Below are 26,352 nucleotides of genomic sequence, written 5' to 3'. Positions count from 1 at the left end.
CGCTGCCTTCTGGCAGCGGCCCCTGCGCGTTCTTCCGGGCTGCTCCGCCCCAGGTGCTACTTGGGGGGCGCTACTTGCCGACCAGCGCACTGATCAGGACTGCCACCAGAAGCAGCAGCAGAGCACCGGAGACGATCCGCATACGAGTCTTGGGGTCCACGGTCACCGAGACTACCTGCCCGGCTCAGAGCCCCAGATGAGAGCCCCCGGTCGCGTCCAGCACCTGGCCGCTCACCCAGCGGCCGTCCTCAGAGGCCAGGAACGCCACCACATCGGCGATGTCGTCCGGCTCGCCGACCCGGTTGAAGGCCGAGACCGAGGCGAACTGCGCCCGGGTCGCGGGGTCCTGGAGCTGCGGGTTCATCTCGGTCTCGACGATCCCCGGGGCGACCGCGTTGACCGTGATGCCGCGGGCGCCGAGCTGCTGGGCGAGCGTCAGGGTGAGCGTGTTCAGCGCGCCCTTGGTCATCGAGTACGCGCTGAGGACCGGGAACGCGATCCGGGTCACACCGGAGGAGACGTTGACCACCCGGCCGCCGTCGCGCAGCCGCGGCAGCCCCTGCTGCAGGACGAAGTACGGCGCCTTGACGTTCACCGCGAAGACCCGGTCGTAGTCGGCCTCGGTCGTCTCCTCGATCCCGGCGACCAGGCCGATCCCGGCGTTGTTGACCAGGATGTCCAGCCCTGGGCGGGCGCCCTCGCGCTCCAGTGCCGCGTCGAAGGCCTGCCACAGCGCGGCCGCGTCGCCGGGCACGCCGAGCTCGGCGCCGATCGCGAAGGCCCGCCCGCCGGCCGCCGTGATCTCGGCCACCACCTCCTTGGCCGCCGTCTCGTTCGTGCCGTAGTGCACCGCGACCAGGGCCCCCTCGCGGGCCAGCCGCAGCGCGATCCCCCGGCCGATCCCCCGGCTCGCACCGGTCACCAGCGCGGTCTTCCCCGAAAGCCTGTTCATCGCCCCACCCTTTCCGTAGCGCTCGCCTTTCTGTAGCGCTCGCTATGGAAAGGACCGTAGCACGGTTTCTGTAGCGAGCGATATAGAATCTGGGGCATGACGAGCTCCCCGACCCGCGGCCGCCCCCGGTCCTTCGACCGCGAGGCGGCGCTGGCCGCCGCCACGCTGCTGTTCTGGGAGAAGGGGTACGAGGGCACCTCGATCGCCGACCTGACCGAGGCGATGGGCATCCGGCCGCCGAGCCTGTACGCGGCCTTCGGCGACAAGCGCGCGCTCTTCGACGAGGTGGTGGCGGGCTACGAGGTCGGCCATGGCGCGTTCGCGGCCCGCGCGCTCGCCGAGGAGCCGACGGTGCGGGCCGGCGTCACCCGGCTGCTGCGCGAAGCCGCCGCCGAGTACACGGCGCCCGGGCATCCGCACGGTTGTCTGATCATCAGCGCGGCGGCCAACTGCACCGGGACGGAGGTGCGCGAGGGGCTGCGGGCGATCCGGATGGCCCGGCTGGCGGACTTCGAGCGGCTGATCGCGGCGGCGGTGGCGCGCGGCGAGGAGCCGGCGGCGAGCGACCCGCGCGAGCTGGCGCGGTTCACCGGCGCGGTGCTGCAGGGGATGTCACAGCAGGCCAGGGACGGCGCCGACCGGGCGGAGCTGGAGCTGGTCGCGCAGGCGGCGATGCGCTGCTGGCCGCCGCTCGACGCCGCCTAGGGCCTGCCGGGCGGGGGCGGCGGTTCCCGGCCCGGACCGGCCCTAGTGCCTGCTCGGCGGTGTGATGCCGGTCAGCGGCCAGCTGCCGACCTCGGTGTACCGGACCCGGCCGGCGCCGAAGTCGCTGCGCATCAGCTGGAAGTCCGCCACCTCCCACTCGACCCCCTGGTACTCCGTCAACTCCTCGGCGGCGGCGCGCAGGGCCGCGCGCTCCTCGTGACCGGGGTGCCCGCCGCGTCCGGCGCGGGCCAGCGTGAGGTGCGGGTGGTAGGAGAACTCTCCCGCCGGCTCCCCGTCGGCCCCGAGCACCTCGCCCACCAGCCCGGTCACCGCCCGGGCCAGCGAGCGCAGCGCCCAGGTCTGCCCGGCCAGCCCGACCCAGAGCGTCCGGTCCCCGAAGTGCCCGCCGCCGGCCAGGCGCAGCCGGTGCGCCGGGTAGCCGGCCGCCAGCTGCGCCAGCCCGTCCCGCAGCTCCGGCAGTTGCTCCTCGGCGACCTCGCCGAGGAAGGCGAGCGTGAGGTGCCAGCCGTCCCCGGCCGTCCAGCGCAGCCGCTGCGCACCGGGCAGCTCGCGCACCGGGCCGACCGCGGCCGCGAGTTCGGCGAGCGCGGCGGCCGACGGGTGCACTGCCACGAAGAGCCTCATACCGTCATTCTCCCCGGGGCCGTCCGCTGCCGCCTCTTCCCTCGACCCGCCGGCGAAGGCTTGAATGGGTCGTATGAAGATCAGAACCGGTGGCCCCGACGACGCGCCCGCACTGCTCGCCCTGCTCGACTCCGCCGTCGCCTGGCTGGTCGCCCAGGGCCGCACCGGCCAGTGGGGCACCGAGCCCTGGTCCACCCGGCCGGCGGCCGTGCAGCGGGTGCACGGCTACACGCACGACCACCTGCTGCGGGTCGCCGAGGACGCCGACGGACGGGTGGTCGGCGCCTGCGTGCTCTCCCGGCAGCTGCCGGAGTACGTGCCGCCGGCCGAGCTCCCCGATCTGTACCTGCGGCTGCTGGTCACCGACCGCGGCCTGCGCGGCTCGGGCATCGGCGCGGCACTGGTCGCGGACGCCCGCACCGAGACCGCGCGGCTCGGTCTGCCGCTGCTGCGGGTGGACTGCTACGCGGGCGACGACCGGCGGCTGGTCGGCCAGTACCGGGCGCTCGGCTTCACCGAGACCGTCCCGTTCGAGGTGCCCCGACCGGACCGCGAGCCGTGGCCCGGCCAGGTCCTGGAGATCAGGATCTGACCGGGCGCCGGCCGCGGCCTGCGTCCCAACAGGCCGCGGCCGGATCGGACATCGGCCTCAGCAGGCCGCGGCCAGCTCGGACTTCGACGGCGCCTGGCGCGGCACGAAGGCCACCACCCGGCTGCCGCGGTGCAGGTCCACCCGCAGCCGCAGGTCCGCGCAGCGGGCCAGCACCAGGCCGACCACGCCGGCCGCCAGCGCGGAGACCACGCCACAGGCCAGCAGGCCCACTCTCGCGCCGTACACGCTGGTCACCCAGCCGACCAGCGGCGCGCCGATCGGCGTCCCGCCGGTGAAGACGAGCACCAGCAGGCCCATCACCCGGCCGCGCATCTCCGGCTCGGTGGCCAGCTGCACGAAGGAGTTGACCGCGGTGTTGAAGGTCAGCCCGAAGACCCCGACCAGCGTCAGCAGCACCGCGAAGGTCCAGTACCCGGGCGCCGCCGAGGCCAGTACCTCCAGCAGCCCGAAGCCGAGCGCCGCGCCGGTCAGCCAGCGCAGCCGCGGGTTGCCGCGCCGCGCCGCGTAGAGCGCACCGGCCAGCGAGCCGAGTGCCATCGCGGTGTTCAGCAGGCCGTACTGTCCCGGCCCGACGTGGAAGGTGCCGTAGGCGAAGCCGGAGAGCAGCGTCGGGAAGTTGAAGCCGAAGGTCCCGATGAAGGACGCCAGCACCAGCGGCCAGAGCAGCTCCGGGCGCTCCTTCACGTACCGCAGGCCCTCACGGAGCTGGCCCTTCTGACGCGGGATCCGGTCCACCGGGCGCAGCTCACTGCCGCGCATCGCGAGCAGCCCGCCGATCACCGCGACGAAGGAGACCGCGTTGAGCGCGAACGCCCAGCCGCTGCCGACCGCCGCGATCAGCAGACCGGCGACCGCCGGGCCGACCAGCCGTGCGGTCTGGAAGTTCGCGGCGTTCAGGCTGACCGCGTTGCTCAGGTGCTCGGGGCCGACCATCTCGGAGACGAAGGCCTGGCGGGTCGGTGTGTCGACCACGGTCACCAGGCCGAGCAGCAGCGCGAAGGCGTAGACGTGGTACTCGGTCACCGAGCCGGTCATGGTCAGCACGGCCAGCCCGGCGGCCAGCAGGCCCATCGTGCCCTGAGTGGCGATCAGCAGGCGCCGCTTGGGCATCCGATCGGCCAGCACGCCGCCGAAGAGGCCGAGCAGCAGGGTGGGCAGGAACTGCATCGCGGTGGTGATGCCGACCGCGAGCGGGCTGCCGGTGAGGCTCAGCACGAGCCAGTCCTGCGCGATGCGCTGCATCCAGCTGCCGGTGTTGCTGACGATCTGACCGGCGAAGAAGTACCGGTAGTTGCGCACCTTCAGGGAGGAGAACATCCCCGTCGGGCGGGTAAAGCCTGATGGGGGGTTGGGTGCCCCGGTGGGGCCGGATGCGACGGTGGTTGCCGCCGCGGCGCGTTCGTCGGGGTCGTCCTCGCCGGGGGTGTTCACGGCGGGTGTGGCGGTCGAGGTCTGATAGGTGGTGTCGTCGGGACGGGTTGCGGCGCTGGCTGCGGCCGGCGGTGTCACGTGCTTCTCCCCTCGCTGCGCGGCCCCGGTCTGTTCCGGGGTCGCGCTCCTGGTCTTCATGGTCACTTCTGCGGTGATGCGGTTCTCCTTCCGCTCGTCCGTCTCCGGAGTCCGTCTGATGCGGGGCCCGCCAGACCCGAGGTCTGCCGGACGCGGGGCCGGCGGCCGTCGCCGGCCGCCGGTTCCTACAGGTTCGCGAGCTTGTACAGCGCGGGCGCGGCGGCACGCACCGTCGCCCACTCCTCCTCGCTCAGCCCGCCGGCCAGCTCGGCCAGCCAGGCGTTGCGCCGCCTTCGGCTCTCGTTCAGGATCGCCGCGGCCTGCTCGGTCGAGCTGACCACCACTTGCCGGCGGTCCTCCGGGTGCGGCTCACGCCGCACCAGGCCCTTCTCCTCCAACATCGCGATGATCCGCGTCATCGAAGGCGGCTGCACGTGCTCCCGCCGGGCCAACTCACCCGGCGTGGCACTCCCGCACCGGGCCAGGGTGCCGAGCACCCCCATCTCGGTCGGGCTCAGCGACTGCTCGACCTGCTGGTGCCGCAAGCGGCGGGCCAGGCGCATCACGGACGACCGGAGCTGACTGACAGCGGCGAGGTCGTCCTCGGACATCTCGGACATGATCCTTAGCTTACGTCATTACTCTGCCTAATAAAAATCAATAGAACAGTGCAACGCGGAGCAGCGTGTCCGGTGTCTGCGTATGGTCCGCAACGTAGCGTTGTCACATGGACGCCATGCTCAGCATGCGAGAGGCCCGAGAGCGCCTGGCCGAGGTCGTGGAGCGAGCGACGCACGGCGAGGTCACCGTGCTGACCCGGCACGGCAAGGAGGTCGCCGCCGTCATCCCCATCTCAATGCTGCGGCAGTACCGCATCTGGGAGGAACAGGAGGACCTCCGACAGGCCCAGGGGGCAATGGCCGAGGACGGTCCCACCGCGACACTGGCGGAGCTGATGGCCGAGACCATGGCTCGCCCTGAATGAAGCAGCACGCTGCCCTCCGGCTCGGCCGCCGGGACTCGGCCTACGGCGACTGACCGGCGTACGAGGCGCGCAAGCGTGCCCAGCGGGAGTCCGTGCTGCCATCGCTGCCTGACCCGCCCGAGCAACCGGCCTGATACGCGGCTCCTCAGCGCGGGAACGCCCGCCGGGCGCGCCAGCTGGTGTGCTCGCGGGAGACCGCGTCCTCGACCTCGGCGGAGAGGCGGGACCAGGTTGCCTCGGCGTCCTGGTCGTTGGCGTCCATCGCGGACAACTTGCCCCAGACCACGTCGAGTTCCTTGGCCGCGAGCTGGTAGGCCGAGACCAGCGGCCGCAGTTGCTTGAGCTGGGTCCAGGCGATGATCGCGGCGGCCGCCGCCGAGCAGGCGCCGAAGAGGCTGACCGAGATCGCCCCGGCCGCCTGCGCCACCGCCGCCGCGCCACCGATGATCATCAGCGACACCGTGCCGAGGCCCCAGGAGACCGACTGCGACTCGCAGGAGTCGGCCTTCGCGAGGTACCAGGTGCGCTGGCCCTCGACCCGGATCCGCAGGTACACGGTGCGCCGCGCGGCGAGCTCGGCGGCCCGCAACTGCCGCATGCCGTCGGTGATCTCGGGCACCGAGCCGGGCGCGAGAACCCCCGCGTCCTCGAAGGTCCGCAGCACCTCCGACACCCGGTCCAGATAGTCCTCGTCCACCTCGGGCGAGTCCGCCGGGCCGTCGAACGGCCGGGCCCGCACGATGTACTTCCAGGCCAGCGTCTTCACCGACTCGGCGGCCGCGCGGGCCTCGTACCAGCGGGACTGCGGGTTGCCGCGGCGCAGCCTGGTCCAGAAGTAGCCGGCCACCAGGAAGGCCGCGACCGAGAAGAGCGGTGCGGCATCGGACCGCCCGCTCTTTCCGCCGCCCGCGATGGCAGCGATCACCGCGGCCAGCACCAGCATCAGGATCAGCCCCCGGTGCCAGCGCAGCGTCTGCCGCTGTCCGGAGAGTGAAGCCTGGTCAGCCATCCGAAACGACTCGGGCAGGAAGTCCGCCTCGTCGATCGCGCTCGGGTCCCATCGCACCATCTGCCACCTCACGAATCCCGGAGGCAGTATTCCCCCACCTCAACTGCGGCACACAGCACGGTTTTCGGACAATCATCCGACACTGCGCACGGTCGGCCGAAACCCGCTGTCGAGGGCCCGCCACCGGGACTCGCCGGGGGCCGTCAGCGAGACCCGACACCGCCGTTCGCCCCGGCGGCTACCCGCCCGACCGTCGGGACACCGGCGCGACCGCCGCGACCAGTGCCATCAGCCCGCCGAGCAGCCCGAGTTCGGCGAGCAGCACGAACGGCGCGCCGTCCGGAGTCGTCCCCCACGGCAGCAGCGGGACCACCCCACGCAGCGCCAACCAGCCGCCCGCCAGGGCCGACAGCACCAGTACCCCGAGCATCCCCGTCGTTCTACGCATGCTGACCATTCTTCAACGTCGGTCCCTGCGACCGACATCCGGAGCAACCCCGACCCGTCCCGGATTTCCACCCGCCCCAGACCACCGCGCTGCGCTGCCCCGACCCGCCCGGCCCGCCGCGTAGGCTGGCCCGCATGGCCATCCCGTCCGGCGAAGCCGACCAGCTGGTCTGGTACGCCGCCTACGGCTCGAACATGAACCTCGCCCGGCTCACCGCCTACCTCCGCGGCGGCCACCCGCCCGGCAGCGCCCCCGGCCACCCCGGCTACCCGGGCTGCCGCGACCCACGCCCACCGCGCCAGGACCGACCCGTCCAGCTGCCCGGCCGCCTGCACTTCGCGCTCGAATCCACCGTCTGGACCGGCGGCATGGCGTTCTGCGACCCCGACGTCCCCGACCGCACACCGGCCCGTGCCTACCTGCTCACCGCCGGCCAGTTCGCCGACATCGCCGCCCAGGAAATGCGCCTGCCACCCGGCACCGACCTCGACCTGCGCCCGGCCATCGCCGACGGCCGCGCCGTCCTCGGCCCCGGCCGCTACCAGACACTCGTCTGCCCGGGCCTGCTCGACGGCCACCCGCTGCTCACCTTCACCGCCCCCTGGCACCTGGCCGACGCCCCGCTCAACCGCCCGGCCGCCGCCTATCTGCACCACCTCGCCACCGGCCTGCGCGAGGCCCACGGCTGGCAGACCCCGCGCATCGCCGGCTACCTGGCCAGCCGCCCGGGCGCAGCGGGCCACTGGTCGCCGGCCGACCTGACCGAGCTGCTGACCTGACCCAGCCGCCGGCCTGACATGCCACCACCCGTGCCTCCCCAGCAGGCGACACCGTCAGCTGCCCTCCCGCTTCGCAGCCGTACGACTACCAGGTCTACGCTTCCGCCGGAGCCACAGGACTTCACCGTCGTCGCACCGGCATCATGCCCGGCCGAGAGACGGCAAGCCGGCCCACTCGCCGCACCGCACGAACCGCATGCGCCACGCACCGCATGCATCACACGGGGAGGAAACATGACGGAGCGCATCCGCGCCCCGCACAGCAGACTCGGTGGCCTCACCCGCCACCTGGCAGCCATCGCCGCACTCGCCGTCGCAGCCTCCGGCGCCGCCACCACGGCCGCGTACGCCGACAGCAGGCCGACAGCGAAGGCCACGACAGCGGCAGCAGTACCGGGCGACCTCACCGGCGACGGCGTCCCGGACGCCATCCAGACCGCCCCGCCGGGCGGACGGATCGACAGTCTCGACGTCTACTCGACCGCCGCGGCTCCGTACATCGCGTCGGACACCGCGCACTCCCCCGACGGCACCAGCTGGTCGAACTACTCGGTCACGCACCACGGCAGCCTGACGGGCTCGCACATCGACGACCTGCTCGCGCTGAACACCAGCTCGCACAAGCTCTACCTGTACCCGAACGACGCCAACTACGGCGGCACGCCGGGTCACTTCACGCACCCCGAGCACGCGACCACCATCGCGAAGCCGGCCTGCGCCGCGACCACCGACTGCGCCGGCTACGACGCGACCTGGAACAGCGCCACCCAGATCGTCGCCACCGACGGCATCGAGAACAGCGCCGGCCTGCCCGACCTGATCACCGTCGAGGGCGGCAAGCTCTGGTACTACCCGGGCAAGGCCGGCAGCATCCTCGGCAGCCCGGTCCTGCTCGGCACCGGCGACTGGAGCAGGACCACCATCGCGGCCCCCGGCAAGGTCGGTGGCACCCCCGCGCTCTGGGTCGAGGAGACGGCGAGCGGCTCGGTGGTCCAACGCACCCTCGCCTTCAACGCCGACGGCACCCCGACCACGCTGCTCGCCCCGCCGACGGCCGGCCGGATCGAGTCGGCCGTCGCCAAGGCCGACGGCACCTCGATGTGCCTCGACGACGGCGTCACCCGGCCGTGCTCGGCGGAGGGGCCGGCCGACAACTGGGTCCTCGGCAACGACGGCTCGCTCCGCTCCTACTACTGGTGCCTCGACTCGGCAAGCACCTCGCCGGGCCACCCGGCGGGACAGCCGGGCGAGTCCCCCTGCACCGGCGGCCCGGCCCAGCAGTGGACCGCCGGACCGGCGAACTCGCTGCGCGACGCCAAGGACGGCGAGTGCCTGACCGCGCCCGATCCGGCCGTCGCCACGGGGTACCTCACCGTCAGCGCCTGCACCGGCGCCACGAACCAGAGCTGGGGCGGGTACACCGCCTCCGGCCCCGGACCGGTGCCGACGCCGGAGCCCGTGCTGCCGAACGTCGTCTACGGCGTCCCGCTGCTGCAACTCCCGTTCAGCATCGGCACGCTCGGTGACGTCGCCGGTGACGGCAACCCCGCGCTCGTCACCTTCGGCTCGGGAGTCTTCGAGTTCCCCGGCCGTCCGGCGGTCTCCGGCACGGCGCAGTTCGCGTCCTCGGACGTGCTCAGCGGGTCGGCCGGCTTCTCCCAGCTCACCACCGCGACGTCCACGACCTTCGAGACCACCCCGAGCCTGCGGGCCGGCTCGGGACTGTACTCCAGCTGCGCACGGTTCGACCTGCAGACCGACGGCAACCTCACGCTGACCAAGATGACGACCGGCCAGGTCATCTGGTCCAGCAACACCTCCGGCCACCCGAACGCCGTGGCCACCATCCAGTCCGACGGCAACTTCGTCCTCTACGACGGCGCCGGCCACCCGCTCTGGTCCACCAACACCTGGGGCGGCAACGGCGTCTTCACGGTCACCCTGCAGAACGACTGCAACCTCGTGCTGCGCGACCAGAGCGGCACGCCCGTCTGGTCCACCGGCACCTACGACCCGGTCTTCGACACCACCGGCGCCGGGATCACGGCCGGCACCGTGCTGCCGGTCGGCGACAGCATCCCCGCCGCCCACGCGCACCTGGAGATGCGGGCCGACGGCAACCTCGCGCTGGTCTCCAGCCTGACCGGGCACCTGCTCTGGGCCAGCAACACCGCGGGCCACCCCGGCGCCACCGCCACCATGCAGGCGGACGGCAACCTGGTGGTCTACGACGTGAACCACAAGGCGCTCTGGAACAGCTACACCGCGGGCCACCCCGGCGCACGCACGGTCGTCCAGAACGACGACAACCTCGTCGTCTACGACGCCAACGGCAAGCCGCTCTGGTCCACCAACACGCTGTACGCCGACCCGAGCACCCTGCCCGGCTCCCACCTCACCAGCGGCACGGTCTTCCACGCCGGCGACTACCTCTACGGCGCCGGCACCCGCCTGGCCATGCAGGCCGACGGGAACCTGGTGCTCTACCTGATCCGCACCGGCCAGCCGATCTGGTCCACCGGCACCAACAACCACCCCGGCGCGTACGTCAGCATGCAGGCCGACGGCAACCTCGTCGTCTACGGCCCCGCCGGCAACGCGCTCTGGAACACCTACACCGCGGGCAACCCGGGCGCCCACCTGATCATCCAGGCCGACAACAACGTCGTCCTCTACGACCTCGACGGCAAGCCGCTGTGGTCCACCAACACCCAGTGGTTCCACTGACACCTGAGTGTCCGTGACCCAGCCGACGGGGTGGGCGAATCCGGATCAATCCGGACGAGCCCACCCCGTCCGTCCTTCCCGTGCGCACCACCCGTACAACCGCGTTGCTGCGTGCGCCGCCACCGCACTACGCTGCCGCCGATGCCCAGGTCCTCACCGAACTCCCAGAGGTCCCAGCGCTCTCTGGTCGAGACCGGTGAACCCGCGCATCCACCGCCTTTCTTCGCCCCACCCGGAGGAACCATGGGGGAACACCCCCGCGACGGCCGCCGCCTCGGCGGCCTCACCGGCAGACTCGCCGCCATAGCCGCGCTCGCCACCGCGATCACCGGCACCGCACTCACCGGCACCGCGGCCACCAGCGCATTCGCCGACGCCAAGCCCGCCACCACGGCCACCAAGGCCGCCACGGCGGCGGGCGTCCCCGGCGATCTGGACGGGGACGGGCAGCCGGACATCATCTCCACCGGCACCAACAGCCCCAGCCTCTACGCCCACTCCCTCACGGGCACGCCGTACCTCGCGTCGAGCACCATGCCCGACGGTCACGGCTGGTGGGGCGACACGGTCACCCACCACGGCAGCCTGACCGGCGGCAAGCTCGACGACCTGATCTTCAAGAACGGCTGGACGCAGCAGCTCTACGTCTACCCGAACGACGGTGAATACGGCGGCACCCCGGGCCGGTTCACGCAGGGCGAGCACGCCTTCGCGATCACCAAGCCCGCCTGCGCCGCGCCCACCGACTGCACGGGCTACGACACCACCTGGAAGAGCACCAACCAGATCGTCGCAACCGACGGCATCCGCAACAGCGACGGCATGCCCGACCTGATCACCGTCGAGGGCAGCAAGCTCTGGTACTACCCGGGCAAGGCCGGCAGCATCCTCAGCGCCCCCGTCCTGCTCGGCACCGGCGACTGGAGCAACACCAGGATCGTCTCGCCCGGCAAGGTCAACGGCGTCCCCACCTTGTGGATTCAGGACCCCGACACCGGCGCCATCACGCAGCGCACCCTGGCCTTCAACCCGGACGGCACCCCGAGCGCGCTGCTGAGCCCGCCCGCATCGGGCCCGGTCCAGTCCGCCGTCATCGCGACCGGCAGCAGCCAGTCCTGCCTCACCGGGACCGGCGTCACGGCCTGCACCTCGGCCCCGGCGTGGCTCTTCGGCGCCGACGGCACGCTGCGTAGCCAGGGCACCTGCCTCGACGCACAGGGCGGCACCACGCAGGGCGCGCCGTGCGACGGCCGAACCACCGAGCGCTGGACCGAGCTGAACGGCACCCTGCGGGACAGCACGGACGGCAACTGCCTCACCGCGCCCACCGCCCCCGCCACCGCGCTCACCCTCACCGGTTGCTCCGGCGCGGTGGCCCAGGGATGGGGAACGACGCCCGCACCGGGGCAGCAGCCCGGCACACTGCCGGCCGAGAACATCCTCCCGATCAGCGTGTACACCGACCCGCAGTTCGTCTGGACGCAGCTGATCACCTCGCTCGGCGACGTGGACGGCACCGGCACTCCCGACCTGGTCAGCGTCGATACGCACGTGCTCGAGTACCGGGGACGCCCGGCGGTCAACGGTGTGCCGCAGTTCGCCCCAGCGGTCTCACTCGGCAACAGTGGGATCGCCGGTCCGCAGATCTATCAGCTGTCCGCCTATGACATGGCCTTCTCCGCCTGCGCTCGGCTGGCCATGCAGCCCGACGGCAACCTGGTGATGACCTCCCTGAAGACCGGTCAGGTCCTCTGGTCGAGCAACACCGGTGGTCACCCGAACGCCTACGTGACCATGCAGAGCGACAACAACTTCGTCCTCTACGACGCTGCCAAGCACCCGCTCTGGTCCACCAACACCTGGGGCGGCAGCGGCGGCACCATGATGCTCCAGGACGACTGCAACATGGTGCTGCGCGACGGCTCCGGCAACGCGGTCTGGTCCACCCGGACCTACAACGCGGTGCTGGACGCGAGCGGCAAGGGCATCGCCGCCGGCACCGTGCTGCACGCCGGCGACAGCGTCGCCTCCGCGCACACCCACCTGGACATGCAGGCCGACGGCAACCTGGTGCTCTACTCCACCGGGACCGGCCGCGCACTGTGGAACACGTACTCCGCAGGCCGCACCGGCGCCTACGCGACCATGCAGGCCGACGGCAACTTCGTCCTCTACGACGGTGCCGGCCACCCGCTCTGGTCCTCCAACACCTGGGGCCACCCGGGCGCCCGGGTGGAGGTGCAGAACGACCGCAACCTCGTCGTCTACGACCCCGACGACAAGCCGCTCTGGAACACCCAGACCACGTACGTCGCCCCCTCGCCCTACCTCGGGACGATGCTCGCCTCCGGCACCGTGCTCTCCTCCGGCGAGTTCACGGCCGGCCCGAACTCCGACCTGACCATGCGGGCGGACGGCAACCTGGTGCTCCAAACGTCGGCCACCAGCCCGACCTTCTGGAGCACCGGCACGGCCGGCCACCCCGGCGCCTACGCGACCATCCAGGCCGACGGCAACTTCGTGGTCTACGACGTCAACGGCAAGCCGCTCTGGAACACGTACACCGCGGGCCACCCCGGCGCGTACCTCGAAGTCCAGACGGACAACAACCTGGTCGTCTACGACGCCGACAACCACCCGCTCTGGGCCACTGGCACCGAGGGGTCCCACTGACCCGAGGCTGATCCCCCGCTGACGAACCGGCTGACGAACCGGCCGACAGCAGACGCATGATCAGCACGCCTGCGGGGCGGGAAGACCGGAGCAAACCGGACTTCCCGCCCCTTCGCGTTGCCGCAACCTGCAATCGCATGAACCCGCAGGCCAAACGGCGTTGCCGGGTGCTCCGGGGCAGCACTACGCTCTCCCCGGAGCCCCAGGACTTCACCGATTCCCGGAGGCTTCACACCCCCTGGTCGAGACCGGTGATCCGGCGCATCCGCCGAAACGTGCACCACTCCCGGGGAGGACCCATGACGGAGCGCCCACGCGCCCCGCATCGCAGACTCGGCGGCCTCAGCCGCCTCGCGGTGATCGCCGCTCTCACCACCCTCACCACCGGCGTCGCGGCCACCACCGCGACCGCTTTCGCCGACAGCAAGCCGGCCGGCTCACCGGCCACGGCGTCGTCCACCGCCGCGGCGGTGCCGGGTGACCTGGACGGCGACGGCGTACCGGACGTGACCTACGTGCCCGCGTCATACCAAGTCTTCGCGCCGGACCTGATGGTGACCTCCACCAACAGTGCTCCGTACGACGCCTCGGCCGGCCGCCAGACACCTGACGGCGTCCCGTGGGACTCGTACCTGGTCGCGCACCACGGCAGTCTGACGAAGAGTCACACCGATGACCTGCTCGCACTGAACCCTTACTCGGGCAGCCTCTACCTGTACCCGAACGACGCCAACTATGGCGGCGCCCCTGGGCACTTCACGCACCCCGAGCACGCCATCGCGATCGCCAAGCCAGGCTGTGCCGCGCCCGCCGACTGCACCGGCTACAGCAACAGCTGGAAAGGCACCACCCAACTCGTCGCCACCGACGGCACGCTGAACGGCGACGGCCTGCCGGACGTCATCACGGTCGAGGGCGGCCGGCTCTGGTACTACCCGGGCAAGGCCGGCAGCATCCTCGGCAGCCCGATCCAGATCGGCAGCGGCGACTGGACCAACACCACCCTTGTCCCCCCCGGCCAGGTCGGTGGTGTGCCCACGCTCTGGGCCCGGGACAAGGCGAGCGGCGCGATCACCACGCACCCGCTCACGTTCAATCCAGACCACACCCCGAGCACACTCATCCCGGCGCCGGTGCCCAGCACGCTGATCTCCGGCGTTCTGCAGGCCAACGGCACCCACCCGTGCGCGGTGACGGGTGCGTCGGGCCCGGTAGTGTCGGCGCAGGACTGCTCTGTCGGGACCTCAGGCTGGATCTTCGGCACCGACAACACGATCCGGTCGTTCGGAGCCTGCCTGGACTCGACCGAGACCGATGCCAACCCCGGTCTGAACCTCTTCGTATTTCATGCGACGTGCAACGGCGGCCCGCACCAGACCTGGACGGCGGGCAAGGGCGGCACCTTGGTGGACACGTCGAGCGGCAACTGCCTGACGGCTGTACTCAACTCGTACTACAAGAACTACACGCTCCAGCTGGCCGCCTGCACCGGCGCCCCGGAGCAGAGCTGGGGCACCCCGGACCCGCAGGGATCAGCCGCTCTCGGCCCACTGCCCAGTGCGCAGCCGCTGCTGCCGCTGAGCGCCCAGCCAGGGCAGCCGGGCTACATCGACAGCGTCACCTCGGGCGGCGACGCCGGCGGCAGCGCGGTCCCGGACCTGTTCGACTTCGCCGGGCACGTGACCGAGTATCCGGGCCGTCCGACCGCTGAAGGCCACGCGCAGTTCGGGAGCGCCGTCTCGCTCGGCGATGCCTACTCGCAGAAGTCGGCACTGACCGCATGGAGCGGTCTACTGCCGAACGACGTGCTCTTCTCCGCTTGCGCCCGACTGACCATGCAGACCGACGGCAACCTGGTCCTGACCAAGCTGAAGTCTGGTCAGACGATCTGGTCCAGCAACACCGGCGGCCACACCTCCGGGTCTGCGGAGATGCAGACCGATGGCAACTTCGTCGTCTACGGCCCCGCCAATCACCCGCTCTGGTCCACCAACACCTGGGGCGGCAACGGCGGCAGCATCACGCTGCAGGACGACTGCAACCTGGTGCTGCGCGACGGCGGCGGCACGGCGATCTGGTCGACCGGCACCTACGACCCCGCCTACGACACCACCGGCGCCGGGATCACGGCCGGCACCGTGCTGCACGCCGGCGACAGCCTCACCGCCGCGCACTCGCATCTGGACATGCAGGCCGACGGCAACCTCGTGCTGTACTCGGCCGTCACCGGTCACGCGCTCTGGTCCACCAACAGCTGGGGCCACCCGGGCGCCACCGCCACCATGCAGGCCGACGGCAACTTCGTCGTCTACGACGCGAACCAGAAGCCGCTCTGGAACAGCTACACCGCCGGCCACCCCGGCGCACGTACGGTCGTCCAGAACGACCGCAACCTCGTCGTCTACGACGCCAACGGCAAGCCGCTCTTCAACACCCAGACGACCTACCACGCGCCCCCCAGCGGCAACCCGCTCTGGAGCGGCACCGTCCTGCACCCGGGCAACTGGATCATCGGGCACAAGTCCAACCTGACCATGCAGACGGACGGGAACCTGGTTCTCTACTCCATCGCTACCGGGAAGGCGATCTGGGCCAGCGGCACCAACAACAACCCGGGTGCCTGGGCATCCATGCAGACCGACGGCAACCTCGTCGTCTACGGCCCGGCCGGCAACGCGCTCTGGAGCAGCCACACCGCGGGCAACCCCGGTGTCGAGCCCTACTTCCAGGACGACAACAACTTCGTCATGTACGACCTCGACGGCAAGCCGATCTGGTCCACCAACACCCAGGGCGTCCAGTAACACCAGGGCGCCTCTGAAACGCCGATGAGCCCGGGCCCGTTCACTTCGAACGGGCCCGGGCTCATCGGCGTTTCAGGAGCGCTGGTGATCCATCGGCTGAGCCACTGGCTGATCCACTGGCCAAACACTCACATGCACGTGCAGATGCACGTGCATTCCGCTACAGTTCCCGTTGGCTCACCACCAACGGCCGCACCAACTCGCCCACTGGGCAAGGATGGTAACCCCGGCACGCATCCCGGGCACGCCCCCGTTGGCCGACATTCATCGTTCGCACTGGGGGACAACCATGCGTGGACACCGAGATAAGGTCTGGACCAAGTACGCCAACGACGCCACCAAACGCATCTTCGAACTCTGCGAGCGGCTGATCGACGAGTTCCCGGTGCGCCGGTCTCCGATGCCACTGGTGGTGCTGCGTGCCGCGAAAGAGAGCCGGTCCGGTGCGGACCAACAGGTCGAAGCGATCGTGGACTTCATCCACGAGGCTCACAGCGCCCGTGGCCTGCTGTGCGCCACCGTGACGGAACCCGACAGCAGCGACAGCGGTGGCGAGGGCACCACCGCGCACCAGCGGGCCGTCCACATCCTGTCGGACCTGACCTCGCGCGAGTGGGACAACCACGACAACTCCCAGTACCGGCCGTTCACGTTCCCGCGCTCCCGGCTGGTCAGCGCGATCGAACAGGCGATGGACGAGCTGAGCGCCCAGGTGCCATCGAGTGCCACCGCTGACGCCGAGGGGCGCAGGAAGCGCGAGGAGCTGTACAAGAAGCACGAGGACAAGGTCCTGGCGCGGCTGACGGAACTGCGCTGGCGGCCCAGCAGCGATCGCCCCTCGTACCGCACCTGGCGGGCGCTGGGGTCCATGTTCGGCGTGGTCCCCGTGGCAGGGGCCGTCATCCTGGCCTGCCTGACCTCCCTGATCACCAATCAGTCCCCCGAACTGGACGCGTGGCTCCTGCTCGGCCTGGTCCTGGTACTCGCGGGCACCGGATGGATCCGCGAGAACAGCGTCCTGCTGTCCTGGCTGGGGCCGGCCAACCGCTGGTTCGCCACCACGACCTTCCTGATGGCGTCCGGCAGGATCGCTCCGGCGTGGTCGGTGTGGCGGCCCCGCCGGTCCTGGGCCACCCGGAAAGCCCGCGCCCGCGTGGTCATCCGCGCCATGCTGGACGCCAAGAGCGACAACACCGCCGAGTGCGAGCGCGGCGAGCAGTTCCACCGGCAGCTGCGCGCCCTGGCCCTGCTGGAGGATCTCAGGGCCGCGTTCCGGCCTCGCGTCGCGGGAGTTCGCTGGCGCAAGCGGACCGTTCCCCCGGTGATCTTCCTGCCCCACGCCACCGACGCCAACGGTGGCACCTTGGTGCTGCGGGCGATCAGCGACGTGCGCAGCCGGCGCAGCGAGCTGGATCCCTTGCTCGTCCTGGCCGCTGTCCCCCACACCTGGGCTGACTCCTGTCCCGCACAGCCGACCACGGCGGAGGGCGCCGACGGTCAGGTCCCGGACCAGGGCACGAACCACGACGCGGACCAGGACACCGAGCTCGGCGAACCCGAAGCGCTGTACCAGGCATGGGTGCAGGACCGGCTGCGCGTGGGGCAGGCACCGAGCTCTCAGTCGACGCTGCCCTGGGTGTTGTCGATCCAACTGGACGACAGACTGCTCGCCCAGCACGCGCGCACCCGGCTGGGCACCGAGCGCATCAGGCGCAGCCCCTGGACGCTGCTGTCACGGTGGACCGTGGTCGGAGCGCTGGCCCTGGCCACGCTGGCCGGCTTCGTCCGTGGTGAGCAACTGCACCAGGAGTACTGCGACGGCCGGCTCCTGGGCACCGACCGGGACGCGGTCATGAAGCATTCGCCCGGCTACGGCGCCGAGTGCATCGGCGTCAAACCCGCGGACGTCACCCTCGTGCCGGCCGGCAACGGCGTCCAGCTGAACGGGGCACCCCCCGGACAGAACGGCGCCTCGACCGCGGGGGCGAACATCGACGAGGCGAAGCTGGAGCAACTCGTCGCCACCGAGAACCACTGGGTGGACGGCACCGGCAGCGAGTTCGTCACACTCGTCTATGCCGGGCCACTCACCATCGGCTCCGCCCAACCGACCCCGGCCGAGGCGAACACGGCGCTCAACGCCCTCAAGGAACTCGCCGGCGTCTACCTGGCCCAGATGACCGCGAACCACGACACCCCCACCGGGCTGAAACTCAAGGTCCTCATCGCCAACAGCGGCCACGACCTGACCTTCCAGCAGAACATGGCCCAGCGGATCGCCGACCTCGCCCGCCGGGACCACTCCGTCATCGGCGTGGTCGGACTGGGCCGCGACACCCTCACCAGCCGAGCGACCGTCCAGGCCCTCGCACAGGCCTACCTCGCCGTCGTCGCCACCACCAACTCCGACAACATGCTCGCGCATGACTTCCCCAACTACTTCGGACTGTCCGCCACCAATCAGGAGGAGGCCGACGCCCTGCAGGCCGAGGCCGAGAACGGTGCCTCGAGCGCGAACACCGGCGCCGCCGCCGTCCTCGAGAACAGCTCGGACCCCTACGGCACCCAGCAAGGGTCCTCCGGTGTCGCGATGCTGAGCCACCTCGCAGCCCCGAAGCTCAACCCGCTGCTGCTGTCCTACATGAGCGACAAGGACGGGCCCCGCTTCGGCAACCCCAACGACACCGCCAGCCCGCTCGGCCAGATCTGCGCCCAGCATCCCGGCGTGATCTACCTCGCCGGGCGCTCCGACGACCTGAACACCCTGCTGGACGCCATCAGGGGCAACCCCGAGTGCTTCGCCGGCCACGTGACGATCCTCAGCGGGGACGACCTGACCAAGCTGCAACTGAGCACCACCAACATGCCCGCGGAGACCGAGGTCTACTACGCCGCCCCCACCGACCCCACCGCCACCGCCGACCACTTCGACGTCGACGGAGCGGCGCAGAAATACCTCAAGGTGCAGGGTCTGGGGCCGAACCCCTATGCCGATCCGATGTTCGCAGACGGCACCCTGCTCCTGGGCTACGACGCCGCCAACGCCCTGCTGAAAGCCGCCACCGACAGCGGAGCCACCCACGAAGGCGGCGCGAGCCAGGTCATCAGCGCCCTGCACAGCGAGAAGTTCACCGGCGCGACCGGAGCCATCGAGTTCGCGGCCGGCAAGCAGTCACACACGGTCCGGGTCTTCCACCTCACCAGCAGCAGCCCCACCGGCACCACCCGGCTCTCGCTCGTCCCGTGAGCCCGCGCGCGGGCGGCACTACGGCGCGGGCACCCTTAGCCGAGCACCTCCTCTGCCGCCGGCCGCGCCGCCTGCGCCGCTTGTCCCACCTGCGTCACCGGCGCCGCCTGTGCCGCCGTCATGTCGCCGCGGCGGCGCCGGAACAGCGCCGCGCCGCCGCGCGCGAGCAGCGGGACGAGTGCCGGGACGAGCAGGGCCAGCGAGGCCACGCCGAAGATCGTGCGCGGCCCGGTCGCCCCGATCAGCGCGCCTGCCACGCTGGAGCCGAGCGCGACGCCGAGGTTGAAGGCGGTGTTGATCCAGGCCTGGGCCTCGGCGGTGTCGGCGAGCAGATAGGCCGTGATCAGCGTCGCGTCGGTGATGCCACCCGCGATCAGCAGGGCGGGCGCGGCGCCCGCCGGCGCGAAGGCGAGCACGGGCAGCAGCAGGGCGGCGGCCCCGATGGCGCCCAGCACGGCCAGCCGGGTGCGCGGCGACCGGCGCCAGGAGCGGCGTCCATAGACCAGCCCGCCGAGGATGCCGCCCACCGAGAACCCGGCCTCCAGCGGACCGGCCGTTGCCGGGCCCCAGGCGGCGACCGCCGTGATCCCGGTCATCGCGCCCGCCGCGCCCACGGCCGCGACGGCGCCGAGCACCGCGAGGAAGGCGGCGGACCGCAGCGGGGAGCGCGGGCCGCGACCGCCCTCCGAACCGGGGGCGGTGGGATCGGCGGGCGCGCTCTTGTCGGTCGACTCGGGCGCGGGCGTGGCGGTCCGGGCGAGGACCGGGGTGAGCAGGCCGAAGCCGAGCACCACGTTGCCGGCCACAACGGCCAGTGCGACGGCCGGCGACGTCACGGCGAGCAGCATGCCGCTCAGCAGCGGGCCGACCGAGAAGACGGTCGACTCGGCGACGGCGTCCAGGCTGAGCGCGGCCTGGCGCTGCGCGTCGCCCGGGGCCAGCACGCCGAAGCGGGCCCGCAGCAGCGGCCCGACCGGTGGCGGCAGCGTCCCGGCCAGCACCGCGAGCACCGGCGCGGCGACATCCGTCACCGGCCCGCGCCCGCCGTGCGCCGCGAGCGTGGCGAGCACGGCGATCAGCGCGAGCGCGACGGCGTAACCGGCCGCGAACAGCCGCAGAGAGGCCGGCTTTCGCTCCACCGACCGAGCCCGCCACGGGCCGAGCAGCGCGGTGAGCAGCCCGGACAGGCCGACCGCGGCACCGGCGGTGCCGTAGGAGCCGACGGCTTCACGTAGCGCGAGGAGCAGCGGAAGGGAGATGAGTCCGTAGGGAAGCCGGGCCAGCGCTCCGGTGATGGCCAGGCTGCGGGCATGCGGCAGTGCGAGGACGGCACGGTACGACGCGCCGCCCTGAGAAGGGCGTGACATGGGAGGTCTCCGGTGAAAGGGCACTACGGGACGGGGACGACGCACTGCGGCACGCGTCCGACGTCAGCGCGTCGGCTCGCGGCGGCGAGGTCCCGTCTAGTGCGGCCCGGAGAGATCCATGGGGCGAGTGTAACGGGCGAAGATCACCCGTGACCAGAGTTCAACCCGAAGTCCTGACCGTCTGCCAGATCCCGTTGTCGTCACATACGTTCATCCCAGCGGGGCAGGACTCGCGGGACCGACCGCCGTCACACCAGCATCCGCTGGGCCATCCCGTGCACCATGGAGTGGAAATACGGCAGCGGCACCGCGCCCGCCGCTTCGCCGCCCGGGCCGAAGCTGCCCCGCGGCACGAAGCCGACGTGGCACCGGTGGCACAGCAGCGCCGCCGCCCAGACGGCGAAGAGCGGTGGGTACAGGGCCGAGTAGGCCGCGAACTCCGCTTGGGCACGGCTCCTGTCGCGTCGTCGCCGTCGGGTGATGACGATGCACCCGATCGCCGGCAGGCTGCCCATCAGCACCCCGATGACCGCGATCCCGATCACCGCGGCCACCAGCGAGCTGGTGCGCTCCGAGGACCAGAGGTAGGGCGACAACACGGCGAAGGGCACCACGGCCGCAGCCCCGAGGACGTACGACGCGCAGCCGCTCTCCGGCGACGCGAGCTGCGGAACCCGCGGCGGGGCGACCACCTCCGCGAGCCTGCTGCTCACGGTCCCCGAGGTGTACGAGGTCGAACTGCCGAACGTGGGGATCACCCCGACCCCGGGTGCGTACGCCACTCCGGAGGAGGTGCCCCTGCTCTGCGAGGCGTACGTCCCCGTCTGGGACTCGTACACCGCGCGAACACTCTGCACCTGGTCGATCTGCCCGCACTGCGGACACGCCATCTGATCCATATCCCCCGCCTCAGCCGCATCCGGCAAGCCAGAAGATCGTAACGCCGACGTACGACCGCAGGCATCGGCCACCGGCCCGGCTATCGGTGCCCGACGACAGGCCCTAGAACTGCCAGCCGCTCATCGCCCACTCCCAGAAGTGCAGCCACGCGTAGTCGAGCAGACGAATCGTCAGCCACCAGCCACCGACCACCCAGGCGACCACGAACCCGGCCATGGCCATCCGCTTGCGTACGACGTGCAACGGTCCCCCCAGGAAGCTGTTCTCCGCCCGACCTTACGGCCCGGCCCCAGCCCGCGCGACAGAGATGTTCAGCGCGCGGCGCTTCGGTGCCTACGCAGGGGAAACCAGAACACAGCCGAGACTCTCCAGCCCTTCGGCCTGACAGAGACGATCCGACGTCCCGTCAAGCTCCGTCTGAAGCAGCTGGTAGGCAGCGCCGGTGGAATGGCCCCAGTGCATGGCCCCGCGCCAGAGCCGGCGGCCGTAGCCGTGGCCGCGCTGCTCGGGCAGCACGCCGAAGTACTGCGGGAGAAGCCGGGCGGTTCCGGACGAGTCCTTCATGGTCTCCATCGGGCCGATCGCTCCGACCACCCCACCGTCGACAACAACCGTGAGAATCGAACCGTCCAAGTCGCCGGCCCGGAACCGATCCCAGAGGAACGCGAACCCGTTGGCTGCCATCCGTTGGGCGAAGTCGGCGAACGTGGCCGCCACCGCAGGCGGGAGGTCTCGCAGATCTCGCACGGCGGCCTGTGGCGGCTCCGGAGGGCCGAAGGTCTTGAGCTGGACTCAGGACTTCGGCGAACAGGTCGGCGCTGAGCGTGTCGGGATGGACCGGACCGATCGTCGGTACGTAGGGCACGGTCACCACAGGGCTCAGCCAGTCCCAGTGCAAGCGCATGGCGGCACCCTACCCATGGGCACCGCGTGTTGCAGGCCCCGACGCGAACGCGACGGGGCCTGCGGCCGATCACGGCAGCACGTTGGCCGGGTCGTCCAGCCAGAGGTGCTGGGCATCGCCGGTCAGGGTGAGACCGAAACTGCCGGGCCCGGGACGGTCGTTGTCGAGCCACCAGCGGTAGGCGGCTTCGGTCTCGTCCCACAGCCGGCGGGGCCCGTGCTGCCACACCGTGAACCGCGTCGCGCCCTGCGTCCCGTCCCAGTCAACCGCCGCCCACGACGAAGCGTCGGTGGTGGCCAGCCACAGCCGCACCGCGACACCGTCCACGTCAGGGTCGCGCTGCCGGGCGTGCCAGACATCGCCGAGCCGGGAGCCGATGGCGAACTGAACCTCCGCATCCGCGCCGGTCACAACCCAGGGGTCCAGACCGGTCGTTGACTCCTCCGGCCGATGGTCGTCACGCACCACGTCGCGGAAGATCCGCAGGTCCGTGCGGTGCGAGCGCATCAGCATGAACGAGCCGTAGGGCATGAAGCGGCCCACGGCGCGGCCATCACCGACCACCAGGCGCAGCGTGCCCCAGCCGATCCACGGGTTCTCCCACGGCGTGAGGATGACGGCGCCGGGGCGTGCCTGAGCCAGCCAGGCGGCCGGTACTCGATTGACGGCGCACGTGCTGATGATCCGATCGAAGGGCTGCCGAGGAGGCCACCCCTCACCACCGTCGGCGCAGACCACCTCAGGATGCAGGCCGGCGGCACCCAGCGCGATACGGGCGGCGGCCGTCACCTGGGCATCCACCTCGACCGAGGTCACGTTGGCGTCGCCGAGACGGTGGGCGAGAAGACCGGCGTTCCACCCCGTCCCCGTGCCGATCTCCAACACCCGCATGCCCTCACGGACATCGAGGTCTTCGAGCATCCGCACCACGACCGACGGCATGGACGCGGACGAGGACGGCCACACCACCCCCGTGTCCGGCTCGGCCCCGTCGTTCACCTGGGTGACCACCGGGGCATTCGCATAGGACGCCCGAAGCCAGCCGGCCGGGTCATCCGCACGGGTGAGCGGCTCGTTGTCGTCGCCGACCCAGATCCGATCAGGGATGAAGAGGTGGCGGGGCACTGCAGTGAGTGCCTTGGCCCACTCCCCGGGGATCTCGTGCCCGAGGTCGTCCGTCACCGAGCGGAGCAGGCCGCGCGAGGCGGCCTGCTCGTCAAGCTTGGGGTCGTGCGTCACTTGTCCTTGCCGTCCTTGCCGTCGCCGCCCTTGTGCTTCGGGTCCGGTGTCGGCCGCTGTCCGTCCTTGGACGGCTTGTCCTTGCTGAAGTCCTTGTCCCCGCCGTGCTTACCGCCGCCGGAGCTTCCACCCTTGCCGGTTCCCCATCCCATATCTGATCTCTCCTTCGCTCGCTGACAGGTGTACTCGGTCAGGCCGCCGTGCGATTGCCGTCCGGCGGCGTCGGACCGGGTATCGGCGGCCGGTACGGAGGGGGAGGCGTACTCACGCGTGAACTCCTCTCGAAGGGAACAGCGTTGTGACTTGGCAGTGCCGGCCACCCCTCATGGGAACGGTGCGACCGGGGCCGAACCGCCCTGCCGAATGGCCCAGCATTCGCGGGCGGAGTCTGAAGGTCGGTCAGGTCGAACGCGAGAGCTGGTCCGTGATCTGGGTATGCGCCGCGTTGACGAGGACGGCCAGGCGCCGATCACCGGTCACCACCTGGTCGGCCGCGACCTCGAACCAGACGACCTTGCCCACCCCCGAAGGCGTCCAGCCCCACGAGTGCGCCAGGGCGGCGACCAGGCGCAGACCCCTGCCACCCGTGATCACGTCCGGAGCGGCATCCGGATCCGGAAGGCGCAGGCTGGTATCGGCGACCTCCACTCGCAGCCGCTCACCGGTCCACCGCACAGTCACGTGGCACCGCGCCATGGTGTGCTCAACCGCGTTCGTCAACACCTCGCTCGCGCACAGCTCCACGTCGCGCAGCGCGTCATCCGACAGCGGCACCTTCCAGAACCGCGCGATGTCGATGATCAAGCGCCGCGCCGGCGGAACCGCAGCCGCGTCAGACTCAACGTCCCACGCCTGCGGCACCGGGAACGACGCGGTGTTCAACGGACTCATCAGCACGATCCACCGCCCGCCAAGGTCCCGACCGTCATGCGCCTCTCCTCTGCTTGAGCGGCCGCCAGAGCCGCATCACCCAGGAAACAAGGACGAGTTGCCACAAACCAGAGCAGTGGTGGCGCAGTTCTGATGCATACTCGATGCACCAGGAGCTCTGACCTGTACTGATACTTCCGCGGAGCAAAGGGGCGGGGATGACAGCCACCAGGCGACGGCTCGCGCAGCGGAGGAAATCCCTGGGCTACAGCCAAGAGGCTTTCGCCGCAGAGCTCGGCGTCGATCGCTCGACGATTGTGCGTTGGGAAGGCGGCGAAACCGAGCCCCAGCCCCACATCCGACCCAGGCTTGCTCGGCTACTGCAGGTCACCCCTGTGGAACTTGAAACTCTTCTGACGCCAGAGCCATATGACGACGGCTCATCGGCGACAAGTCAGCCAGCAGGAGTCAAAGTCCACATTGATCCTGCGGTATCCCGAACCTACGTAGACCCGGGTGACCTTGACGACATGCACCGCCGTGACTTCCTCCAACTGCTGAGCCTTACCGGAGCCCTGGTCGCGCTGTCTCCCATCGGCGTTGACCAGGCCACCGACGGCTTCCCCGGCTCAACTCTCGCCACCGACCTCGATGCACACGGCCAGCTCAATTCGCACCTCTGGCAGACTTTTTCGCTGGCCAGGTCCAAGGCCGCGGTCTATCCGCTTGTTCGCGAGCAACTCAACGCCCTGATGGCGAGCTTCGATCGAACGCACGGCGCAGCCGCGCACCGGCATCTGTGCGCTCTCACCGCAGATGTGTTCCAGCTCGCGGGGGAACTGTTCTTCGACAGCAATCGCTATACCGATGCCGCCCACTGCTACACGCTTGCAGCCAGTGCGGCCCGGGAGGCCCGCTCACATGACCTGTGGGCATGCGCCCTGACGCGTCATGCGTTCATCAGTCTGTATGAGCGCAGGTTCACCCAAACCGTGCCAATGCTGAGTGCCGCGTCGATGCTCGCCCAGCGCGGGGATCGTGAGCTTTCCACACGCCATTGGGTCGCCGCTGTTCAAGCCGAGGTGTTCGCGGGCCTCGGCGATCTCGATTCCTGCAACCGAGCGCTGGATCTTGCAGGTCAGGTCCATACTCTGGGCAGTCAGATCCACAACGGCGGCTGGCTTCGCTTCGACGGCTCCCGGCTCGCCGAGGAACGCGGCACTTGCTATATCGCGCTAGGCCGCCCAGACCTCGCGGAGGAAGCGCTTGCCGAGGCTCTGAGCCAGAAGCTCTCGCTTCGTCGGCGGGGCAGCGTGCTCGCCGATCTGGCGATACTCGGCATCCAACGCAGGGACACCGATCACCTGCTGTCCCACGCAGGCGAAGCGCTGAAGCTGGCCCAACAGAGCGGATCGGGATACGTGGGCCGGAAGCTCCAGGCCCTGCAAGCTCACCTGGAACCGTTCAAGACCGACCGACGCATTTCCTCCCTGAGCAGTCAGATCGCAAATCTGCCCGTGATCCCATCCTGAACGACGAAAGGCCCGAGCATGCAGAACGAGGACGGTCGCATCTTCCGCGAGGCGTGGATCAGCGGCATCAAGAAGCACTTCCCCGGTGAGCCGAAGCCCGGGTACATCACCCCGTGGGAGGAGACTCCGGACTGGGAGCGCCAGTCCGCTTCCGCCGTGTACGGGCAGGTCCGGGACTTCATCGCCGTGAGCGACGGCACGACGGCCAAGTTGAGCCGGGAGCAGAAGGGCCGCTTCGTGGCCCTCTGCTGGATCGCCCAGATCCACAAGCACATCAAGGATCCAAAGCCGAGCTACGTCGCCGACTGGGATGCCCTCCCCGCCTGGCAGCGCGAGACCGACGCGGACATCTTCGAGCGGATCGAGCAGGAGGCCTGACCCTGCGCCAGATCCGCGTGGGCAAGGCCCCACTCAGCTGAGTAGGGCCTTGCCCACGCGGATGTA

General features: G+C 70.7%; 24 protein-coding genes. 11 read left to right on the top strand and 13 right to left on the bottom strand.

Translation table 11 applies throughout. The features are described from left to right. Window positions 1-184: 184 nt before the first annotated feature. Window positions 185-952, bottom strand: coding sequence for an SDR family oxidoreductase (locus AC060L_RS19365; protein WP_483800048.1), 768 nt, complete (start codon window positions 950-952; stop codon window positions 185-187). 96 nt (window positions 953-1,048) lie between these two features. Here AC060L_RS19365 and AC060L_RS19360 point away from each other — a divergent pair, with 96 nt between their 5' ends. Continuing rightward, window positions 1,049-1,657 carry a TetR/AcrR family transcriptional regulator gene (locus AC060L_RS19360; RefSeq protein ID WP_483800047.1) on the top strand — a complete coding sequence of 203 codons (609 nt, stop codon included), beginning with the start codon at window positions 1,049-1,051 and terminating at the stop codon, window positions 1,655-1,657. Between the two features lie 42 nt (window positions 1,658-1,699). On the opposite strand, the gene thpR is transcribed toward AC060L_RS19360, so the two are convergent. Beyond that, entirely contained in the window at window positions 1,700-2,302 is a 603-nt protein-coding gene (thpR, locus tag AC060L_RS19355) for an RNA 2',3'-cyclic phosphodiesterase (protein WP_483800046.1), read from the bottom strand. 73 nt (window positions 2,303-2,375) lie between these two features. Between thpR and AC060L_RS19350 the strand changes: the two genes are divergently transcribed. Continuing rightward, complete coding sequence (locus AC060L_RS19350) at window positions 2,376-2,894, top strand: GNAT family N-acetyltransferase (RefSeq protein WP_483800045.1); 519 nt, start codon at window positions 2,376-2,378, stop codon at window positions 2,892-2,894. Between the two features lie 57 nt (window positions 2,895-2,951). Here the strand turns inward: AC060L_RS19350 and AC060L_RS19345 are convergent, their stop codons facing one another. Next, window positions 2,952-4,484 (bottom strand): MFS transporter, encoded by a 1,533-nt coding sequence (locus AC060L_RS19345; protein WP_483800044.1) that lies wholly within the window; start codon window positions 4,482-4,484, stop codon window positions 2,952-2,954. A gap of 125 nt (window positions 4,485-4,609) precedes the next feature. Further along, window positions 4,610-5,044, bottom strand: coding sequence for a MarR family winged helix-turn-helix transcriptional regulator (locus AC060L_RS19340; protein WP_483800043.1), 435 nt, complete (start codon window positions 5,042-5,044; stop codon window positions 4,610-4,612). A gap of 107 nt (window positions 5,045-5,151) precedes the next feature. Between AC060L_RS19340 and AC060L_RS19335 the strand changes: the two genes are divergently transcribed. After that, complete coding sequence (locus tag AC060L_RS19335; RefSeq protein WP_483800042.1) at window positions 5,152-5,409, top strand: type II toxin-antitoxin system Phd/YefM family antitoxin; 258 nt, start codon at window positions 5,152-5,154, stop codon at window positions 5,407-5,409. A 145-nt stretch (window positions 5,410-5,554) separates the two neighbouring features. Here AC060L_RS19335 and AC060L_RS19330 read toward each other — a convergent pair whose 3' ends face one another. Together AC060L_RS19330 and AC060L_RS19325 are read right to left on the bottom strand one after the other, a co-directional pair. After that, complete coding sequence (locus AC060L_RS19330; protein WP_483800041.1) at window positions 5,555-6,478, bottom strand: DUF4231 domain-containing protein; 924 nt, start codon at window positions 6,476-6,478, stop codon at window positions 5,555-5,557. Between the two features lie 178 nt (window positions 6,479-6,656). Further along, window positions 6,657-6,866: a hypothetical protein gene (locus tag AC060L_RS19325; protein ID WP_483800040.1), complete on the bottom strand. Its 210-nt coding sequence runs from the start codon at window positions 6,864-6,866 to the stop codon at window positions 6,657-6,659. A 134-nt stretch (window positions 6,867-7,000) separates the two neighbouring features. Here AC060L_RS19325 and AC060L_RS19320 point away from each other — a divergent pair, with 134 nt between their 5' ends. The 5 genes from AC060L_RS19320 to AC060L_RS19300 all read left to right on the top strand — a co-directional run bounded on the left by AC060L_RS19320 (window position 7,001) and on the right by AC060L_RS19300 (window position 19,096). After that, the gene (locus AC060L_RS19320) at window positions 7,001-7,645 is read left to right on the top strand and encodes a histone deacetylase (RefSeq protein ID WP_483800039.1); all 645 of its coding nucleotides are present in this window, start codon (window positions 7,001-7,003) and stop codon (window positions 7,643-7,645) included. A 234-nt stretch (window positions 7,646-7,879) separates the two neighbouring features. Further along, window positions 7,880-10,372, top strand: coding sequence for a ricin-type beta-trefoil lectin domain protein (locus AC060L_RS19315; protein WP_483800038.1), 2,493 nt, complete (start codon window positions 7,880-7,882; stop codon window positions 10,370-10,372). A gap of 243 nt (window positions 10,373-10,615) precedes the next feature. Further along, a complete protein-coding gene (locus AC060L_RS19310) occupies window positions 10,616-13,045 on the top strand; it encodes a ricin-type beta-trefoil lectin domain protein (protein WP_483800037.1) in 2,430 nt (809 codons plus the stop codon). 299 nt (window positions 13,046-13,344) lie between these two features. Beyond that, window positions 13,345-15,849 carry a ricin-type beta-trefoil lectin domain protein gene (locus AC060L_RS19305; protein WP_483800036.1) on the top strand — a complete coding sequence of 835 codons (2,505 nt, stop codon included), beginning with the start codon at window positions 13,345-13,347 and terminating at the stop codon, window positions 15,847-15,849. A gap of 289 nt (window positions 15,850-16,138) precedes the next feature. Then, the gene (locus tag AC060L_RS19300; RefSeq protein ID WP_483800035.1) at window positions 16,139-19,096 is read left to right on the top strand and encodes a type 1 periplasmic-binding domain-containing protein; all 2,958 of its coding nucleotides are present in this window, start codon (window positions 16,139-16,141) and stop codon (window positions 19,094-19,096) included. A 35-nt stretch (window positions 19,097-19,131) separates the two neighbouring features. Here AC060L_RS19300 and AC060L_RS19295 read toward each other — a convergent pair whose 3' ends face one another. Together AC060L_RS19295 and AC060L_RS19290 are read right to left on the bottom strand one after the other, a co-directional pair. Further along, window positions 19,132-20,463: an MFS transporter gene (locus tag AC060L_RS19295; RefSeq protein ID WP_483800034.1), complete on the bottom strand. Its 1,332-nt coding sequence runs from the start codon at window positions 20,461-20,463 to the stop codon at window positions 19,132-19,134. 248 nt (window positions 20,464-20,711) lie between these two features. Further along, window positions 20,712-21,176, bottom strand: coding sequence for a hypothetical protein (locus AC060L_RS19290; protein WP_483800033.1), 465 nt, complete (start codon window positions 21,174-21,176; stop codon window positions 20,712-20,714). Between the two features lie 10 nt (window positions 21,177-21,186). Between AC060L_RS19290 and AC060L_RS19285 the strand changes: the two genes are divergently transcribed. Then, on the top strand, window positions 21,187-21,357 hold the full coding sequence (locus AC060L_RS19285; RefSeq protein WP_483800032.1) for a hypothetical protein: 171 nt from the start codon (window positions 21,187-21,189) through the stop codon (window positions 21,355-21,357). Window positions 21,358-21,465: 108 nt separating this feature from the next. Here AC060L_RS19285 and AC060L_RS19280 read toward each other — a convergent pair whose 3' ends face one another. From AC060L_RS19280 to AC060L_RS19260, 5 genes are all read right to left on the bottom strand, one after another. Continuing rightward, the gene (locus tag AC060L_RS19280; RefSeq protein WP_483800031.1) at window positions 21,466-21,606 is read right to left on the bottom strand and encodes a hypothetical protein; all 141 of its coding nucleotides are present in this window, start codon (window positions 21,604-21,606) and stop codon (window positions 21,466-21,468) included. Between the two features lie 90 nt (window positions 21,607-21,696). Further along, window positions 21,697-22,080, bottom strand: coding sequence for a GNAT family N-acetyltransferase (locus AC060L_RS19275; protein WP_483800030.1), 384 nt, complete (start codon window positions 22,078-22,080; stop codon window positions 21,697-21,699). A gap of 256 nt (window positions 22,081-22,336) precedes the next feature. Then, a complete protein-coding gene (locus AC060L_RS19270; protein WP_483800029.1) occupies window positions 22,337-23,506 on the bottom strand; it encodes a methyltransferase domain-containing protein in 1,170 nt (389 codons plus the stop codon). Further along, entirely contained in the window at window positions 23,503-23,658 is a 156-nt protein-coding gene (locus AC060L_RS19265) for a hypothetical protein (protein WP_483800028.1), read from the bottom strand. The genes AC060L_RS19270 and AC060L_RS19265 overlap by 4 nt, the downstream gene beginning before the upstream one ends. 247 nt (window positions 23,659-23,905) lie before the next feature. Next, window positions 23,906-24,397, bottom strand: coding sequence for an ATP-binding protein (locus tag AC060L_RS19260; protein WP_483800027.1), 492 nt, complete (start codon window positions 24,395-24,397; stop codon window positions 23,906-23,908). A gap of 197 nt (window positions 24,398-24,594) precedes the next feature. Here AC060L_RS19260 and AC060L_RS19255 point away from each other — a divergent pair, with 197 nt between their 5' ends. Then, the gene (locus AC060L_RS19255; protein WP_483800026.1) at window positions 24,595-25,908 is read left to right on the top strand and encodes a helix-turn-helix transcriptional regulator; all 1,314 of its coding nucleotides are present in this window, start codon (window positions 24,595-24,597) and stop codon (window positions 25,906-25,908) included. An 18-nt stretch (window positions 25,909-25,926) separates the two neighbouring features. Further along, window positions 25,927-26,286, top strand: a complete 360-nt coding sequence (locus tag AC060L_RS19250; RefSeq protein WP_483800025.1) for a hypothetical protein — start codon at window positions 25,927-25,929, stop codon at window positions 26,284-26,286. The last annotated feature ends 66 nt before the right edge of the window (window positions 26,287-26,352 follow it).

This window comes from Kitasatospora sp. NEAU-69 (assembly GCF_057158765.1).
Note: the sequence above shows the minus strand (reverse complement) of the source record. Positions and strands in the feature narration are given on the sequence as shown.